The sequence below is a fragment of the Olivibacter sp. CPCC 100613 genome (assembly GCF_036959255.1).
In the GTDB taxonomy this organism is placed as follows: Bacteria; Bacteroidota; Bacteroidia; order Sphingobacteriales; family Sphingobacteriaceae; genus Olivibacter.
Map to the genome: position 1 here is coordinate 459,198 of NZ_JAWMTI010000004.1, position 16,942 is coordinate 476,139.

Below are 16,942 nucleotides of genomic sequence, written 5' to 3' on the forward strand. Positions count from 1 at the left end.
GCAGGACTCTTTATTATGACGGCTTTTTATGCTAATAGGGGTTATATAGCCAAAAATTTATGCGAAAATAGGAACACAAAAATGGCTCCGATGTGTAGTGGCAGGTGTGTGTTGATGAGTAAGTTGAAGAAAGAAAAGGAGCGAGAGGATAAGAATCCCGAACTAAAATTAAAGGATTTTCAGCTGATCTCGGAGCGGATCGATTTCAAGTTGACTAAGCGGCCTATTGTGCAGGCTATAAAGAAAGCATTTTTTCCGGAAACCAAGACTTTCTATCTTTCCCCATCTCTTGGAGCGGTTTTTCACCCTCCGATTATTTAACATTTTCGAATAATCTTTTTAATCGCATTGTTTTATTGCCCAGACAATGCCTATACTTTTTTAAAGAGCGCTGAACGTTTGTCAGTAGTCTTATGTTTTATTTCGAAACATGTTGAAAAGAATCGTTGTTTATTTGCTATTGCTATCATTGACCTTCCAATGCTTGGGAAACTTGGGGGTATTGACCTGGTTCGGGCTGAATAGGGACCTTATTGCCCGTGTTCTTTGCGAAAATAGAAATAAACCGGAAATGCATTGCAATGGGCAGTGTGTTCTCATGAAAAAGCTTAAAAAGCTGCAGGACGATCGGCACGATAAAAAAGAAGCTCGTATCAATAAAATAGAGGTTCTGGTGATTTTACCAGCGTTCTCCGGTTTGTTGAGTTTGATACCGAATATTTTATCCCCGGTGTTTACTCCCTATTCAGGACTATACAATTATCTCTATATACCTCAATTTCTTCTTCCCCCTAAATTAAGCTAATACCCAAAGATTTCCTTTTGATCCCTTACGCACCCTGTTCATGGTTTATGGCCTTATGATCAACAGGTGAGCTAGGCATGCACTTGCGTGTTCACGCGGAGTAAAGTCAGGATACAATCGGATTTTAATAACAGAAAAAGAGAGGGAGGTCATCACAGCTTTTCTTAATGGGATGACGGATAATAAATTTTTAGCTAAAAAAATTAAAAAAAATGGACAATCAAATAAAATGGACAAAAATCGGGTTAATAGCGTTAATAGTATTTGCCATAGTAAGCTGCAAAAAAGTTGAGTCACCCGAAATTGATGGCAATAAGATGGGCGATTTCTCCATCGAATTCGATAACCTGGTAGGTGATTATGGTTTGCAGTTTGATAATATGGCCAGACCTTACGTCAATGCAAAGGGCGAACCTTTTACCATTTCGCGAATCCAATATTTCATAAGTAATATTAAAGTTAAAAAAACAGATGGAAGTGAATATGTCGTACCTCAAGATCCAGTTGAAGAAAGTTATTTTTTAATTTTTGGAGACGACAGAAATTCGCGCTTTGCAAAAGTTAAGGTACCTGAAGGAGATTATACACAAGTCTCTTTTATCCTAGGCGTAGATAGTCTTAGAAGCACCATGGGGCTCGATAAAAGGACCGGTGTATTAGATCCTACTGCAGGCGACCACGAAACCCAAGGGATGTATTGGGGCTGGAACAGCGGTTATATCTTTTTTAAATTAGAGGGAAATTCCGCTGTTATTTCCGATGATCAGCAAGGCGATCCGACAGGGCGTAAGCAATTCAAATATCATATCGGTGGATTCGGTGGCTACAATGCACCAACCTTAAATAATCTTAAAACAATTACCATCGACTTGACAAAGGCAGGGATCGCACAGGTACGAAATGGATATCGCAGTAATGTACACCTGTTCGTTGATCTCATGAAGGTATTTAATGGGCCAAATGCTTTCCGTATCGCCGAACATCCCAATGTAATGTTCAGTGAGTATAGCCAAAACATAGCTAATAACTTTCCTACCATGTTCAGCCATGACCATACCGAAAATGGTGTAACCAGTGAAGATCAATTATAGGACACCTAATGAAAAAATGTTTTATATCAATGGTGCTGCTGATCATGGTATATGCCTGTAAAAAGTCGGCCGATGCAATTCCCGATGTAGGGAGGCTCTTCCCGGGCTTCATTACCCCGACCCATTTTCCCGAGGTAAGCTACAAATTCAGTGAAAATAAGCTTACCGAAGCTGGTTTTGAGTTGGGAAAACGATTGTTTTATGAACCGCGTTTGTCTCGGAACAATACCATAGCCTGTGCAAGCTGTCATATCCAGTCGGCCAACTTCACGCATCATGGCCACGATGTTAGTCATGGCATTGACGACCGTTTGGGAACAAGAAATCCTATGCCGATTATGAACCTTGCATGGAATAAGTTTTTTTTCTGGGATGGTGGCGTATTTAACCTGGATCTACTGGCAGTAGTACCCATAGAAAATCCAGTAGAGATGGATGAAAAAGTACCCAATGTGATTGCCAAATTACAGGCACACCCTGATTACCCTACACTTTTTGAAAAAGCCTTCGGAAGTAGCGAGATCACTTCCGCAAAGATGTCAAAGGCCCTTTCGCAATTTATGCTAATGGCTGTAAGCGACAACAGTAAGTACGATCAGGTTATGCGTAAGGAAAAAGATGTTTCCTTCACCGAATCGGAGCAACGTGGCTACATTTTCTTTAAGAATAACTGTGCTCGCTGCCATACCGAACCCCTATTTACAGATGCCGATTTTCATGATAATGGATTAGGACCCAATCCTGCAGGAGATCAGGGGCGATACAATGTTACTCTGAACAATGCAGATAAATACAAATTCAAGGTACCCAGTTTGCGAAATCTCCGATGGTCGGCACCTTACATGCACGATGGAAGTATTTACACCCTGAGTGGCGTGCTTGACCATTATCGGAAATTCATGCAAAATACTCAAAACCTGGACAACGGTTTTCGGCGCAAAGATGAGGCCCCGGGAGTATCAATGACGGATATGGAAAAGGAAGATCTGCTCGATTTCCTAAACACATTGAACGACGAAATTTTTATAAAGGAACAATTGCTATCCGAACCTGAATTGGGGGATGGCTTTGTGGTTAATTAGAGACAAATGAGAAAGACATTGTTGTTAGTCGCTTTTATTATTTTCGGTTACGGATCTGCAATTGCTTGTGATATTTGTGGTTGCGGGGTCGGTAATTATTATTTAGGCATATTGCCGGATTTTAACAAGCGATTTATCGGTTTGCGCTATCAATACAATACTTTGCAAACCCACCTTGGCCCCGGAGGACTACGTACACCGCTTACTGCGGATGAAACCTATCAGATTGCTGAAATTTGGGGTGCTTATAATTTTGGGAAGAAGCTCAGAATCATGGCCTTTGTTCCTTTTAATTTCAACCAACGGCAAGTGCGTGCGATGGATGAATATGGAGAGAAGAATGGATTGGGTGATATTGCGGTGATGGCTTATTATCGCATTTTTGAAGGCGTTGTAACAACTACAAATTCAAAACTTTTCAATCATTCTTTATGGGCAGGTGTCGGGATAAAGGCACCAACCGGCAAATATGATAATTCAGAAAGAGAAAATGTCTCTTCAGATGCTCCGAATAATTTCCAGCTCGGTACAGGAAGTACGGATTTTACCTTCAACCTTAGCTACGACGCTCGGTTAATGGATCTTGGGTTCAACCTGAATTTACTGTATAAGTTGAATACCACAAATCGTTATGACTATCGATATGGAAATAAATTTACCGGTAATGCATTGGTTTATTACAAATTCCTAATTCATCAAAAGGTAAGGATTGCACCGAATGTTGGTATACGTTATGAAAAAGCAGCACAAGACGTGTCTTACAATCGCTTTTACGTCAGTCAATCAGGAGGAAACCTGACATCGGCCATTGTCGGTGCGGAAATGAATATTGGTCGATTGTCACTTGGTGCCAATCTTCAGATACCGATGACACAAATGTTAGCGGATAAACGGGTTCATGCCGGTAATCGGTTGATGACACATATATCCTATGCATTCTGAACCGCGCGTTGACATGAAGGAAGGCATTGCGTTAGCGAATCATTGAACACTTTTTGGGTTTCAAAAGATGATCGTAATGAGGACCGTCTCTCTTAAGAGGCGGTTCTTCTTAAAAATCGCCAACACTTATTTTTATCAATTAACTTGGTGTAGTAACGGAACTACTTGTTTCAATACGGTTTTCTTGAGTAAAAGATGTTGAGACAAATCTATTCTTGATATTTGAGTATATTTGGCAGTAATACCCTGCTAATTTTAGTATAACCCCTGCCTGCAATAGGCCGGGATTCATTGCTTACAACAATATATTCGAATGAAAAAAATAGGATTTTTATCCTTTGGACACTGGGCCGATCATCCCGCCTACAGTACCCGGACTGCAAGCGATACGTTACTCCAGTCTATTGATTTGGCTGTTGCTGCCGAAGAAATCGGTTTAGATGGCGCCTATTTCCGAGTCCATCATTTTGCCGCTCAGCTGGCATCGCCATTCCCCTTACTTTCAGCCATTGGCGCCAAAACAAACAAAATAGAGATTGGCACAGGTGTCATCGATATGCGCTATGAAAACCCACTGTATATGGTGGAAGATGCGGGTGCTGCCGATTTAATTTCAGGTGGTCGGTTGCAATTGGGAATCAGTCGAGGCTCACCCGAACAAGTGATTGATGGCTGGCGCTACTTTGGTTATGAACTGGGTGAAGGGGAGACCGATGCCGATATGGGGCGTCGTAAAGCTTTGGAGTTTTTAAATAGATTACAAGGCGTTGGATTTGCGCAGCCTAATCCCTATCCGATGTTTCCGAATCCACCCGGACTGTTACGTCTGGAACCCCATGCAGCAGGTCTAAGGGAGCGGATTTGGTGGGGGGCCGCTTCCAATGCGACCGCCGTTTGGGCAGCTGAAAATGGCATGTATTTGCAAAGCTCTACCTTGAAATACGACGAAGGTGGTAAGCCTTTTCATGTGCAGCAAGCGGAGCAGATCAGATTGTACAAAGAGGCGTGGAAAAAAGCCGGACACCAGCGAGAACCAAGGGTTTCAGTGAGCCGATCTATTTTTGCCCTGGTAAACGATGAAGATTGGTATTACTTTGGACAAGAAGCGGATCGGGCGGATAAGCTCGGTACAATCGAAAAGGACAAACGTGCTATTTTCGGGCGAAGTTATGCGGCCGAGCCAGATAAGCTTATCCAAGAATTGGCTAAAGATGAGGCCCTTCAGGAAGCGGATACAATCCTTTTAACGATACCCAATACATTGGGTGTCAATTACAATGTACATGTATTGTCCGCCATATTGGAACAGGTGGCACCTGGATTGGGATGGCGTTAAAGCTACTTTGCTATGGAAAAAAACTTGCGGTATAAAACGAAGATAGCGGTGATTGGGGCTGGTCAGGCAGGGCTTTCTACTGCCTACCATTTAAAAAAGTCAGGAATGAAAATTGGTCGCGATTTTATCATTCTGGACGAAGCACCTCAGCCAGGTGGTGCTTGGCAATTTCGTTGGCCGTCGTTAACACTGAGTACGGTCAACAAAATTCACGATTTGCCGGGGATGTCTTTTGAAGAAACATTAGCGATCGATGAAACGCTTGTGCGTGCAAACGAAGCTGTTCCGCATTATTTTGATTTATTTGAAAAGAAATTCGGCCTTCAAGTATATCGACCGCTAAAGGTCGAAAAAGTCTTCCTGCATGGAAACCGGTTTTACATTGACACCACGGGTACCTTATTTTCCGCTTTGGGTATCATCAACGCAACAGGTACCTGGGGCAATCCCTATATTCCAGAATATCCAGGGATGCAACTTTTTCAGGGTGAACAACTGCATACGAAAGATTTTAAGTCCGCCGCTTATTTTCAGGACAAGCATGTCATTGTGGTGGGGGGCGGTATTTCAGCTATTCAATTGCTGGATCAAATTTCGAAAGTAACTACGACCACCTGGGTTACACGTCGTCCCCCTGATTTTAGGGCAGGGCCTTTTGACGATGTTGCCGGACACGACGCAGTTGCCTTGGTAGAAGAGCGTGTGAGACAAGGGTTGCCACCGCTGTCGGTTGTTTCAGTAACGGGGCTGCCCGTGACACCGGCCGTGGAAGATATGAAAAAGCGCGGTGTGTTGAAGCGATTTCCTATGTTCAGCGAAATTACCGGCAATGGTGTAAAATGGGACGACGGACGGGAAGAAAAAGCAGATGTCATTCTATGGAACACAGGCTTCAGAAGCGCACTGGCACATTTAGAACCTATACTACCTCGGGAAGAAAATGGTGGAATCCGCATGACAGGGCGGTTAGCCACTATGGTTGCCAAAGAACCGAGAATCCATTTGGTAGGTTATGGTCCTTCTGCCTCCACTATCGGTGCCAATCGTGCCGGAGGAGCAGCCGCAAGAGAATTGATGAAAACGCTCGCCAATGGGACTATCTCGTTGGGAGAGGAAGGGCAATTGATTGATAAAGAGCGACTGAATAAGGAATAACCCGAAAGTGTATCCGTTGATATGCGTATTGGCTTATTCCGATGAAGCCAACCTAGAGAAGAGGGAAATAAAATCAGGAAAGCTTTCTTGCCGTTACTATTATTATGAAAGATCAGCTTAATTACAGCGCTTATTTAAATGAAAAGGATAAACACCTGATCGAAAGATTTAGTGCCCATCTTTTAAATAAGGAACAAAAGGACTGGTTTTTACATGAGAACCGTAAAGTTATTTATGCAGGGCAACTCAGCAATGTTCGATACCTAGAGCAGGATGCTTTCGAGTATATCATCGAAGGACGTTCCATAAAAGTCCTGTTCCCCTTAGACCAAACAGTACACTTTTCGAAAGAGCGTCTGGAGTTTCTTACAGGCGTTTCTGTAAAGTTGGAAGGGTTGCCGTTAAAAGAAGAAGACAGCATATTGCTCCTTCGAGTCTTATATCCAGCGCTTATTCACGAAGATAAGCTAGAAAAAGGCCATGTAATGGAAATGCCTGAGCCCACTAAAAATGGTATCATGTTGTTTAAAGAAGGTTTAAAATTCTGCTTTTTTATAGTTGCCATTCTTTTTTTGGGTCAACTTTTTGATGAAAATGATCCGCAGCGATATCGAATGGCAACCTATATTGCAGGCCTTTGCTTACTTGCTTTTATAGCAGGTTATTATTATATCAAAACAAAAAAAGACTCCTGGCTTCGACCCGTGCCGATTATGAATTTCAGCGGAAAGATCTGTCAGGTGTTGTATATTGTGGATAATACGGGGGATTCCTCAAGTGAGGAAGTGATCTACATCACCGGGAGCAGAACGTTCAAAACTTGGGAACGAGATGAAGATATTCATCCTGGTCAAGAGGTATCCATTGTCTTCAAACCATTTACAAAGATTGGATTTCAAAGAATCGATAAACCAAATGTGTTGGAAGTTAAAAAAGCTGATCACGAATAACCTTCTGCGTACGTCGAAATGTTAAGTTATGTTAAGTTCTATTGTTAGCGGAAAAAATAGAGTACCTTCCCGGAAATTAAAACATAATGTTATTAGACAAGGTATTAGATCCGCCATCGTATGGATGGTCCGATCAGCGGGGGAGATTAAGTCAACCTACTTCCAAACAGATTTTTCGGGAATTTTTTAAGCGCTTGAACATCTTTCAGTCGAAAAAGAACTGGTTACCTCTTTTCAGCTGGCTAAGGGTAATCATACTATTGCCTTTATTGTTTCTTTTCCTATTTAAATATTTTACAATCTGGTTGCTGATAATCGCTTTTATATATAGTATGGTCATTATGGGGACACATGGAACGATATGGCATCACCGCTACTGTACGCACAAGGCTTATCGTTTCAAGAATGGTTTTTGGAGGATACTCACACAAAATCTTACCATCAGTATGGTTCCTGAAGAGATATATGCCATATCACATCACGTTCATCATGCCAAATCGGATCAACCGGGAGATCCTTATAATGCAAAGGGAGGTTTTCTATATTGCTTTTTAGCAGACGTAAATCACCAGCCTATTGCCAAAGACTTAACACCCGAAGAATATAAACGGACGATACAGCTTATAGCTCATACCGGTATCGTTGCAAATAGCTACACGGCTTATCAGAAATGGGGTTCCATTATACATCCCGCACGGGCTTTATGGTTATGTTTATTGAATTGGACAGCTTGGTATACCATTGCCTATCTGATCGGTGGTCATGCACTGGCCTGTACTTTATTCGGTGCCGCCGCTTTTTGGGCTATCGGTGTACGGACATTTAACTATGAGGGGCATGGAAAGGGGGAGGATAAACGGAAACAGGGTTATGATCTCAATGAAAATGATATGTCCATTAATCAGGTATGGCCGGGTATAGTGGCTGGAGAATGGCATAATAATCATCATTTATATCCCAATAGCGCCCGGTCCGGTTTTTTAAAACACCAAATTGATTTTGCTTGGTACTATATTAAACTGCTCCATTTGATAGGCGGTATCACCTCTTACCATGATGCAAAACCCGCTTTCTTAAAGCGGTACCGGTATAGTAAAGATAATATATCATAGGTTTCAATAAAAAAGCCGTCTCTCTTCAGAGACGGCTGGCTACCACAATATATGGAAAATGATTTAGATCAACTTAACATTTACTGCATTGAGACCTTTTTGTCCCTGTTGTACCTCAAAAGATACATTATCATTTTCCCGAATACGGTCTTTCAGACCTGATGAGTGAACGAAAATCTCACGTCCACCATCTGTTGGGGTGATGAAGCCGAAACCTTTAGTTTCGTTGAAAAATTTTACTACGCCTTCTTGCATGGCATTTAAATTAAATAAAAAAATAAACTGTCGCTATAAAGGTATACATAAATATTTGTTATGCAAGTTTTTATGCGATAATAAAATAGAAGGGAGCGCAGATCAGAAAGTTGCTTTTGCCTATGTAATTGATCTTCCACAGCTTGATAAGAACTGTTCATTTGCCTTTTATTGAACGAATCCTGAAGATTCTATAAAATAATACTGGAATTATGTAATTTTTTGCACGAACTTTTTATTTAGTTTGTGCTGCAGTGAAAAAGATATTACTTATCATATTAACCTTTTTCTATCTCGGTACATCTACCGGTTTTACTATGCATTTACATTATTGCATGGAAAGGCTAGTAGAAACATCCCTATGGCACGGGCAAAATGATGTCTGTGAAATATGTGGTATGAGCGGAAAGACGAAAAAGAAAGATGATTGCTGTAAGGATAAACATAAACAGGTAAAACTGGATAAAGTTCATAAGAATTCTGAGAATACTTTTTTGGCATTTCAAAAAATTAGTTTTCTGTTACCGAAGACCCCGAACGATCTCTCGTATCGGCTGTTTATCCCAATGGTAGTAGAAGAGCATCCTGCAAATAATTCGCCTCCACTGGCAATCAGGACACGCTTATACCTTACCAACCAAATTTTCCGAATTTAATATAATTTCTCTTCATTCGTTGATCTCATCTGAGACTCGAACAGTATGACCTTACTATAGGTCCTCGGTTACGATTTTTAACATTTAATCTTCTTATTATGAAATCTTTCAGGTTAATGCCATTAGCTATTATGGCTATCATGGGGACCGCTGTGTACGGTCAAGAAAAAAGCACATCTTTTAAAGTTTACGGTAATTGCGAAATGTGCAAAAAACGTATTGAAAAAGCCGCTAATGTTGAAGGTGTAAAAAGTGCAAGTTGGAATGTGGAAACAAAAATGATGACGCTGGCATTCAATGCCGATAAAGTCTCTGCGGCGGATGTGCAGAAGCAAATTGCGAGGGCAGGGCACGATACACGGGATGTCGCTGCGCCGGATAAGATATATAACGAATTGCCCGAATGTTGCCAATATGTTCGTAAAGATGCTATTCGGGATGAACACGAAGCTCATCAACAAAAACAACAAGATAATCACTCACAGATAAATTAATTGAAAAATGAAAAAGTTAATTTTCAGTTTGATGATCATGACGTTCATCATTTTCACAGCATGTAATTCAAAGCCGGAAAAGAAGGGTGTTGATCATCAAAGTACGGAAATCATCGAAGACGAAGAGTCCCAAGCAGCTACGAAAACTGCAACCATCACGGAAATCAAGGCCAGCTTTACCGGTGTTGATCCAAAAACGAGTTCGACCATCAAGCAAATCGTTGATCATTATATCCATGTAAAAACGGCGCTATCTAATGATGATGATAAAGAAGCAGCAAGTGGGGGTGAAGCAATGGTGGCCACTATGGGCCAGGTAGATAAATCTAGGCTGACTGCCGAGCAAGCGGCTTTGTATGATGAAAATGAAGCTGACCTCAGAGAGCATGCAGAACACATTGGAGAAAATGTCGGCAACATTAAACATCAACGCGAGCACTTCATAATGATGAGCGAGGATGTATATGCTCTTGTTAAAGGCTTCGGAGCAGGTAGAACACTTTACCATGCTCATTGCCCAATGGCAAAAGACAATGAGGGTGCTATGTGGCTAACTGAAACCAATGAAATAAGAAACCCGTATTTCGGAAGCAAAATGCTTAAATGCGGGTCTGTAAAGGAAGTGATTGATTAGTTTAAGATCAATTATCGTCTGAAAATTTATGAATCCCGATCCAAGTCAATAGCAATGGGGTAATTGGATAAAATTTGATCTGTTTAAACCAGGTTAGCGCGAGTCTTGTCAGAAAGAGGTTGCACTTTTTTGAGTAAATATGGTAGATATAAAGAGAAAATGGGCGGTAGTAGGAGGTGTTTTATTAACAGGAATAGCATTCCAGTTTATTCTCCGAACTGCGCGCACTAATTCCGTTGGAGATACCGGGGCTCTGACAAAGATATATGATGTGCCAAAAGAGGTAAACGCGGTATTGCGAGCGACCTGTTTTGATTGTCACAGTAATCATACTGATTATCCCTGGTATAGTAATATACAACCTTTTGCTAAATTTATGGAAGGTCATATCTTGCAAGGGAAAGAGGCGCTTAATTTTGATGAATTCGGTTCATACTCAGTTAAAAAGCAATATAACAAGTTGCGGTCAGTGGAAAATCAATTAAAGGATGGTACTATGCCACTACGATCATATGCATTCATCCATCGCGATGCTCGATTGACCAAAGAGGAAATTAACCTTTTAATTAACTGGTCGAAAGATTTGAGAAACAAGATTGCTAATAAACTGTAGAATATAAATCCAATAGACACTTTATTATGGAACTTGAACATCTTCGCGCTACCATGATAGCCTTGTTAGCTTTCCTATTTGTGTTTGCTCCAGTGGCTTTGGCACAGCATATACATCCTAACAAAAATGAAGTTGATCATTCGCTATCTCCAAAAATGGATAGATCTCGAGATCAAGGAAAAACGGTGACCTATCATCTTTACGTGAGCGATACAATTGTCAATTACGCAAACGATAAGAAAGTATCGGCAATTGCAGTAAACGGGCAGATTCCGGCACCAACGCTTGAGTTTATCGAGGGTGATACTGCTGTTATTTATGTTCATAACCTGCTGCATCATCACGAAACCTCTACACATTGGCATGGACTGTTACTGCCCAATATCGAAGACGGCGTTCCTTATCTTACCACTCCCCCCATAAAACCAGGAGCTGTTCGGAAATTCGTCTTCCCTTTAAAGCAGAGCGGTACTTACTGGTATCACTCTCATACAATGTTACAGGAACAGCGTGGGTTGTACGGTTCTATTTTAATACATCCCAAAAAGGAGACACATCCGGTTGATCACGACGTGGTTCTACTATTGTCAGACTGGACGAACGAAAACCCTTCCGAAGTTCACCGTACTCTTCGACGTAATGATCCTGCAAGTGAATGGTATACCATAAAAAAGGGTTATGCTCAAAGTCTTGATAAATTAATTTCGCATGGTTCTTATCTGCAAAGAGTAAAAAGTGCTTGGACAAGAATGCCTGCGATGGATCTATCCGATGTCTATTACGATGCTTTCCTGGTTAATGGTAAGCGCTCCATTGATCTATCGCAATATAAGCCGGGTGAACGCCTGAGGTTACGGGTAATCAATGGCTCCTCTTCTACTTATTTTTATCTGAATTATGCCGGAGGAAAAATGCAGCTCGTAGCGGCAGACGGTCTCGATGTTAGACCTATTTCGATTGATAGGATATTGATCGGAACGGCAGAAACCTACGATTTCCTCGTTACCGTACCCGCTAATAGTTCTTATGAATTACGAGCTACTCCTCAGGATGTTTCGGGTTCCACTTCCGTTTTTATCGGTTCTGGTGAGAAGTTAATGACAAGTGATGTTTCCAAACCTGATGTATGGAATATGGACAAAATGATGAGGGACATGACTGTAAACTTTCCAGGACGAATGAAGATGAAGAGGATGGATCATGGGGCAATGGAAAACGGGAACGTGGAAGGAATGGATAAAGGAAGCATGGTTGACAATCCGCATTCGGGTCACGATATGAAGATGGATGATGAAATGGAAAAGGACGCTTCACAAAAACACAAAGTCTTATTCAATTACGACATGCTGAAGGCCTTGGAGAAGACTACTTTTGATCCCTCGAGACCAAAAAAGAATTATCATCTTACACTCACAGGTAATATGTATCGCTATGTGTGGTCGATCAATAAAAAGGTGTTATCGGAAGCCGATATGATTAAGGTAAAAAAGGGGGAAGTGGTTCGGTTTACCTTGGAGAATACCACGATGATGAATCATCCAATGCATTTACATGGACATTTCTTCAGAGTTCTGAATAAGCATGGCGACTATTCTCCTCTTAAACACACCTTAGATGTACCGCCGATGACTAGTGTAACCATTGAGTTTGCTGCAGATGAGGATAAAGATTGGTTCTTCCATTGTCATATTTTATACCACATGATGAGCGGAATGGCGCGTATTGTCCACTATGAAGGAAGTGAACGCGATACGGCACTGGTTGCTGCCCCTTTGAAGAATCTCTTTAAGGAAGATCGACAGTGGTTTTTTTACGGAAGTCTTGCCGCTAAAAGTCATATGAGCGAACTGCAGGTAAACTATTTCAATTCCCGAAATGCTTTTCGTCTAGAAGGGAATGCAAATTATGATGGTCAGTATGAGGCAGAAGTGTCATATGAACGGTATCTGAGCGATTGGTTAAGACCTTATATCGGATTCCGAGGCTTACAACAAAAATATTATAATGTATTTAACGGGAGGCAAACTTTTGAACAAGATTATGAGTTGCCTGTACTTGGGTTCAGGTATACACTGCCATTTTTTATTGAAGCAGACATAAGTGTGAACATGAAAGGGCGAGTTAGAGCTGAGCTAGAAGGTGAACAATGGCTACTTCCACGGATGTTCTTTAACTGGCGTGCTAATACAGATAAAGAATACCATTTGGATCTTGAATATATGCTTGCAAAAAAAATTTCTATCTCGGCCGGTTATGATTCCAGGTACCGTTGGGGCGGAGGCTTATTGGTAAGGTTTTGAGTGTCTACGAAAACAGCATAGCCCTTTTTCTGCCGTACGGGCCTACATTCTGTGTAAGTAGTTTGTTTGATTTCGCTTATATAGCACATGATTGTTTCGTTTTTTTTAATTTGTAATAGTTCATACTTGCTATCGCAGCAAGCATAATCCATATTCCTGTTAGCTGAATTGCGTCTAACTGTTCGTGTAGAACAATATTTGCACACAAGGCAGCAACAGGAAGTTCGATAGTCATCAGAATCGCACTGACACCTGCCCCAATTTTCGGGATACCTGCTGCAAAAAGTGCGGTTGGAATGGTGGTTCCTATTACGGCAAGAAAAACGGCCATGAGTAGAAACTCTGGACCGAAATAATCACCTGTCGATATGCTTTTTGCATTGATGATGAAAATGGTCATTGCAGAACCCGCCATGATCAGCGTGCTTTTTGGTAGCCAGCTGACCTGTTCACCGATCCTGCTATTCGCTACAATATAGATTGCATAGGTCAAGGAAGAACAAAGGGCGAATGCTATTCCGATCCAAGAGAATGAACGCGTTTTCCAGCCAAGAAGATTCCCGGCCATGACCGTGCCTATGAGAATCAAAACCGCGGTTAGAAATTCCGGTTTGTTCGGTTTTTTCGAAAACAAAGCCCATTCCAACAATAGACTGAACCAGGTAAATTGCATGAGTAATACAATGGCTAGGGATGCGGAAATATAGCTTATCGATTGATAGTACAAAAAATTGGTGAGGCCAATTGTTCCACCTGTTGCCAACAGGGGAATAATTTCACTTCCTGATAGATTAACTCGGCCCCTTCGGCGAGAAAGCAATAAGATAATCCCCAAGAATATTGCTGCTAAGAGTGCCTGTGAAAAAGATAGTTCGGCGGCATGATACCCCCGTAAATAGAATAGTTTGACGAACGAGGACATCGTACCGTATAGGGTTCCGCCTATTAGAACCATTAGGATATATTTAAAATTTCTCATTTCAAGATGGTTAACAATTATTGAATTAATAGTCAATTAATGGCTCAACAACCTTGAATGATCACCTGAAGATATAAAAAGATTCACCTTCACGGAAACGTGAGGTATGACAAAAATCCGGTTGTTTAGCCTTAGGCTACCGGCGGGGGAGTATTTGAAGCGAATGGCTTATACATAGCATAAATTTTCCAGTGCGGTAAAGATAATAAAAATTCCGAGGTATTCTTTTTGCAAATGGTATGAAAGATTCTCCACTATTCATGTTGGAAGCGCTTAAAGCTAAGTGATGATCATAAATTTCTCCAAACTCATTTTTTCCACTTATTTGACCAAAATCTACTCCATCTGAACGCCTGTTGTTGTGGATATTTGGAGCGATTTAATTATAAACTAAAACCAACAATACCTAATATGATGAGAATTTACATGATCACCTTCCTGCTCCTTATCTTGTTTCATATGTGTTTCAGTCAAAAGAGGGAATGGAAATTGGATTCGCCTAATGGACGGATATCGGTAAAGTTATTCAGTGGTCAAAAGCAAGTAAAGGGAGGTACTAGCTTGTTGTATGCTGTGTATCTAGATGAAAAAGAGATCTTACAACCTTCACCATTAGGAATTGATCGCGAGGATCAACAATTCACTACAGGGTTAACTCCCGTTTCGAGTACAGATCCTATTGTTATCGATGAGCAATATCTGCTGAAATCAGGAAAACGGCTAATGTGTCGTAACCATGCAAACGAACAAATCCTAACATTCCGTAATGAGAATGGTAAAGAAGTACAGCTTATTTGGCGGGCTTATGATGATGGAATAGCCTTCCGGTATAAATTTTCTGAAACAGATAATAGATTATATAAAGTATTACGAGAACATACAGGGTTTAAATTATCCCCTAAGGGAAGGGCCTGGATACATCCCTATGATTGGAATAGCCGTCTAAAACCCAGTTATGAACAATATTGTCAACGTAATATTTCGATCGGTACCGATGCGCCTAACCCGAAAGGCTGGGCATATCCCATGCTCATGCAAATTGACCATGCCTGGGTAATGATAACGGAGGCCGTTTTGGATGGAACATACGGTGCTACACATCTGCAAAGTACCAAAGAAGGGCTTTATAGCATCCGTTTTCCTGAAAAAGAAGAGGTTGTTCTTTCAGATAATGTCGAACCTACCGCCACATTACCATGGGCAACACCTTGGCGTGTTATTGTTATAGGAAGTGCCTTATCGGATATTGTAGAGACAAACCTGGTGCAGCACTTGAATCTTAAAAGTTCCATAGCAAACGAATCATGGATACAGCCGGGACGTTCAAGTTGGAGTTGGTGGTCAAACGGGGCCTCTCCGAAAGATTTCACTATACAAAAGCAATACGTCGATTTTTCGGCGGAGATGGGTTGGGAATATACGCTTATTGATGCAGGGTGGCAACTTATGCAAGGAGGAACCATGGAAGAGCTTGTTCGATACGCTACATCAAAAAATGTGGGGGTTTGGCTTTGGTATCATTCAGGTTCAGGTCAGTCTACAGATACCATCAACTATCGGAATCTAATGAGTGACAGACCGGCACGGAGAGCCGAGCTCGCCCGCCTGCAACGTATTGGTGTTCGCGGCATTAAAGTTGATTTTTTCGATTCGGATAAGCAGGGAGTTGTAAAACGTTATAAAGAAATATTGGAAGATGCTGCTCAGTACCGAATTATGGTAAACTTTCATGGTGCTACCTTGCCTCGTGGACTTGAACGTACATATCCCAACTTGATGACAACCGAAGCGATAAAAGGGGCGGAGGGTTTTGGTAGGCAAGAAAGTTGTGACCAAGCACCTACTCATAATGCTACAATCCCTTTTACGCGTAATGTGGTAGGCTCTATGGATTACACACCTGTTACCTTTTCGAATAAAATTCGGCAAGGCGTAGAAGCATTCAATAGAACCAGCTTTGCCCATCAACTTGCCTTAGCGGTCATTTTTGAATCAGGTGTGCAGAATTTTGCTGATAAACAGGAGGTTTATGACGCATTGCCAAGCGGGCCAAAGAATTTTTTGAAAAGGGTTCCTACTGCATGGGAAGAAACAAAGCTTGTTGATGGTTTCCCGGGTGATTTTGTGATTATGGCTAGACGAAAAGGAAATACATGGTATATTGGGGGGATTAATGGTAAAAAGGAAAAGCGATCCTTTTCTTTTGCATTACCATTCATTACAGGCAATAAGTCTATTAAATTTTTAATGGACGGTAACGATAGACAGTCCTTTACCGAAATAGAACAACGGCTCGGCGAACTGCTAAAGGTCAATGTACTGCCTTATGGGGGATTCGTGGCAGTGGTGGAACTGTAGTTCTTAAGTATACGATAGGTTAATTCAGGTTGCCTACGCTTAATTAAACTGATAGATCAAAACTATCTTTTGATCCAGCTTAGCGTTGAAGTTAGAGGTGTTATTTATTCTTTTTTGATTACAAGGTGTTGATTCATAAATAATTAGGTTAAGAAGGATTTCTCTATTTTATTTTTTTGT

General features: G+C 41.2%; 17 protein-coding genes. 15 read left to right on the top strand and 2 right to left on the bottom strand.

Going from position 1 to position 16,942, the window contains the following annotated elements:
* Positions 1-90 precede the first annotated feature (90 nt).
* From RYH73_RS16125 to RYH73_RS16165, 9 genes are all read left to right on the top strand, one after another.
* A complete protein-coding gene (locus RYH73_RS16125) occupies positions 91-321 on the top strand; it encodes a hypothetical protein (protein WP_335314469.1) in 231 nt (76 codons plus the stop codon).
* Between the two features lie 109 nt (positions 322-430).
* Positions 431-805 carry a hypothetical protein gene (locus RYH73_RS16130; RefSeq protein WP_335314470.1) on the top strand — a complete coding sequence of 125 codons (375 nt, stop codon included), beginning with the start codon at positions 431-433 and terminating at the stop codon, positions 803-805.
* A gap of 212 nt (positions 806-1,017) precedes the next feature.
* On the top strand, positions 1,018-1,896 hold the full coding sequence (locus RYH73_RS16135; protein WP_335314471.1) for an MbnP family protein: 879 nt from the start codon (positions 1,018-1,020) through the stop codon (positions 1,894-1,896).
* 8 nt (positions 1,897-1,904) lie between these two features.
* A complete protein-coding gene (locus RYH73_RS16140) occupies positions 1,905-2,978 on the top strand; it encodes a cytochrome-c peroxidase (RefSeq protein ID WP_335314472.1) in 1,074 nt (357 codons plus the stop codon).
* Between the two features lie 6 nt (positions 2,979-2,984).
* Positions 2,985-3,920: a transporter gene (locus RYH73_RS16145; RefSeq protein ID WP_335314473.1), complete on the top strand. Its 936-nt coding sequence runs from the start codon at positions 2,985-2,987 to the stop codon at positions 3,918-3,920.
* Between the two features lie 313 nt (positions 3,921-4,233).
* Positions 4,234-5,256, top strand: coding sequence for an LLM class flavin-dependent oxidoreductase (locus RYH73_RS16150; protein ID WP_335314474.1), 1,023 nt, complete (start codon positions 4,234-4,236; stop codon positions 5,254-5,256).
* Between the two features lie 12 nt (positions 5,257-5,268).
* Positions 5,269-6,411 (top strand): NAD(P)-binding domain-containing protein, encoded by a 1,143-nt coding sequence (locus RYH73_RS16155; RefSeq protein ID WP_335314475.1) that lies wholly within the window; start codon positions 5,269-5,271, stop codon positions 6,409-6,411.
* A gap of 104 nt (positions 6,412-6,515) precedes the next feature.
* Entirely contained in the window at positions 6,516-7,361 is an 846-nt protein-coding gene (locus RYH73_RS16160; protein WP_335314476.1) for a hypothetical protein, read from the top strand.
* Positions 7,362-7,447: 86 nt separating this feature from the next.
* Entirely contained in the window at positions 7,448-8,473 is a 1,026-nt protein-coding gene (locus RYH73_RS16165; protein WP_335314477.1) for a fatty acid desaturase, read from the top strand.
* A gap of 63 nt (positions 8,474-8,536) precedes the next feature.
* Here RYH73_RS16165 and RYH73_RS16170 read toward each other — a convergent pair whose 3' ends face one another.
* A complete protein-coding gene (locus RYH73_RS16170) occupies positions 8,537-8,728 on the bottom strand; it encodes a cold-shock protein (protein ID WP_335314478.1) in 192 nt (63 codons plus the stop codon).
* Between the two features lie 254 nt (positions 8,729-8,982).
* Here RYH73_RS16170 and RYH73_RS16175 point away from each other — a divergent pair, with 254 nt between their 5' ends.
* The 5 genes from RYH73_RS16175 (at position 8,983) to RYH73_RS16195 (ending at position 13,425) form a co-directional block, all read left to right on the top strand.
* The gene (locus RYH73_RS16175; protein WP_442946102.1) at positions 8,983-9,384 is read left to right on the top strand and encodes an HYC_CC_PP family protein; all 402 of its coding nucleotides are present in this window, start codon (positions 8,983-8,985) and stop codon (positions 9,382-9,384) included.
* 98 nt (positions 9,385-9,482) lie between these two features.
* Entirely contained in the window at positions 9,483-9,878 is a 396-nt protein-coding gene (locus RYH73_RS16180; protein WP_335314480.1) for a heavy-metal-associated domain-containing protein, read from the top strand.
* A 7-nt stretch (positions 9,879-9,885) separates the two neighbouring features.
* On the top strand, positions 9,886-10,512 hold the full coding sequence (locus RYH73_RS16185) for a DUF3347 domain-containing protein (protein WP_335314481.1): 627 nt from the start codon (positions 9,886-9,888) through the stop codon (positions 10,510-10,512).
* Between the two features lie 139 nt (positions 10,513-10,651).
* Complete coding sequence (locus tag RYH73_RS16190; RefSeq protein ID WP_335314482.1) at positions 10,652-11,125, top strand: heme-binding domain-containing protein; 474 nt, start codon at positions 10,652-10,654, stop codon at positions 11,123-11,125.
* A gap of 26 nt (positions 11,126-11,151) precedes the next feature.
* Positions 11,152-13,425, top strand: a complete 2,274-nt coding sequence (locus RYH73_RS16195; protein WP_335314483.1) for a multicopper oxidase domain-containing protein — start codon at positions 11,152-11,154, stop codon at positions 13,423-13,425.
* A gap of 76 nt (positions 13,426-13,501) precedes the next feature.
* Here the strand turns inward: RYH73_RS16195 and RYH73_RS16200 are convergent, their stop codons facing one another.
* Positions 13,502-14,404: an EamA family transporter gene (locus RYH73_RS16200; RefSeq protein ID WP_335314484.1), complete on the bottom strand. Its 903-nt coding sequence runs from the start codon at positions 14,402-14,404 to the stop codon at positions 13,502-13,504.
* Between the two features lie 411 nt (positions 14,405-14,815).
* Between RYH73_RS16200 and RYH73_RS16205 the strand changes: the two genes are divergently transcribed.
* Positions 14,816-16,762, top strand: a complete 1,947-nt coding sequence (locus RYH73_RS16205; RefSeq protein WP_335314485.1) for a glycoside hydrolase family 97 protein — start codon at positions 14,816-14,818, stop codon at positions 16,760-16,762.
* Positions 16,763-16,942: the final 180 nt, after the last annotated feature.

Coding starts and splice junctions, on each gene's coding strand:
- RYH73_RS16155 (WP_335314475.1), top strand. CDS start 5,269: ATGGAAAAAAACTTGCGGTATAAAACGAAGATAGCGGTGATTGGGGCT.
- RYH73_RS16160 (WP_335314476.1), top strand. CDS start 6,516: ATGAAAGATCAGCTTAATTACAGCGCTTATTTAAATGAAAAGGATAAA.
- RYH73_RS16205 (WP_335314485.1), top strand. CDS start 14,816: ATGATGAGAATTTACATGATCACCTTCCTGCTCCTTATCTTGTTTCAT.
- RYH73_RS16190 (WP_335314482.1), top strand. CDS start 10,652: ATGGTAGATATAAAGAGAAAATGGGCGGTAGTAGGAGGTGTTTTATTA.
- RYH73_RS16185 (WP_335314481.1), top strand. CDS start 9,886: ATGAAAAAGTTAATTTTCAGTTTGATGATCATGACGTTCATCATTTTC.
- RYH73_RS16140 (WP_335314472.1), top strand. CDS start 1,905: ATGAAAAAATGTTTTATATCAATGGTGCTGCTGATCATGGTATATGCC.
- RYH73_RS16170 (WP_335314478.1), bottom strand. CDS start 8,728: ATGCAAGAAGGCGTAGTAAAATTTTTCAACGAAACTAAAGGTTTCGGC.
- RYH73_RS16135 (WP_335314471.1), top strand. CDS start 1,018: ATGGACAATCAAATAAAATGGACAAAAATCGGGTTAATAGCGTTAATA.
- RYH73_RS16150 (WP_335314474.1), top strand. CDS start 4,234: ATGAAAAAAATAGGATTTTTATCCTTTGGACACTGGGCCGATCATCCC.
- RYH73_RS16125 (WP_335314469.1), top strand. CDS start 91: ATGTGTAGTGGCAGGTGTGTGTTGATGAGTAAGTTGAAGAAAGAAAAG.
- RYH73_RS16180 (WP_335314480.1), top strand. CDS start 9,483: ATGAAATCTTTCAGGTTAATGCCATTAGCTATTATGGCTATCATGGGG.
- RYH73_RS16165 (WP_335314477.1), top strand. CDS start 7,448: ATGTTATTAGACAAGGTATTAGATCCGCCATCGTATGGATGGTCCGAT.
- RYH73_RS16195 (WP_335314483.1), top strand. CDS start 11,152: ATGGAACTTGAACATCTTCGCGCTACCATGATAGCCTTGTTAGCTTTC.
- RYH73_RS16200 (WP_335314484.1), bottom strand. CDS start 14,404: ATGAGAAATTTTAAATATATCCTAATGGTTCTAATAGGCGGAACCCTA.
- RYH73_RS16130 (WP_335314470.1), top strand. CDS start 431: ATGTTGAAAAGAATCGTTGTTTATTTGCTATTGCTATCATTGACCTTC.
- RYH73_RS16145 (WP_335314473.1), top strand. CDS start 2,985: ATGAGAAAGACATTGTTGTTAGTCGCTTTTATTATTTTCGGTTACGGA.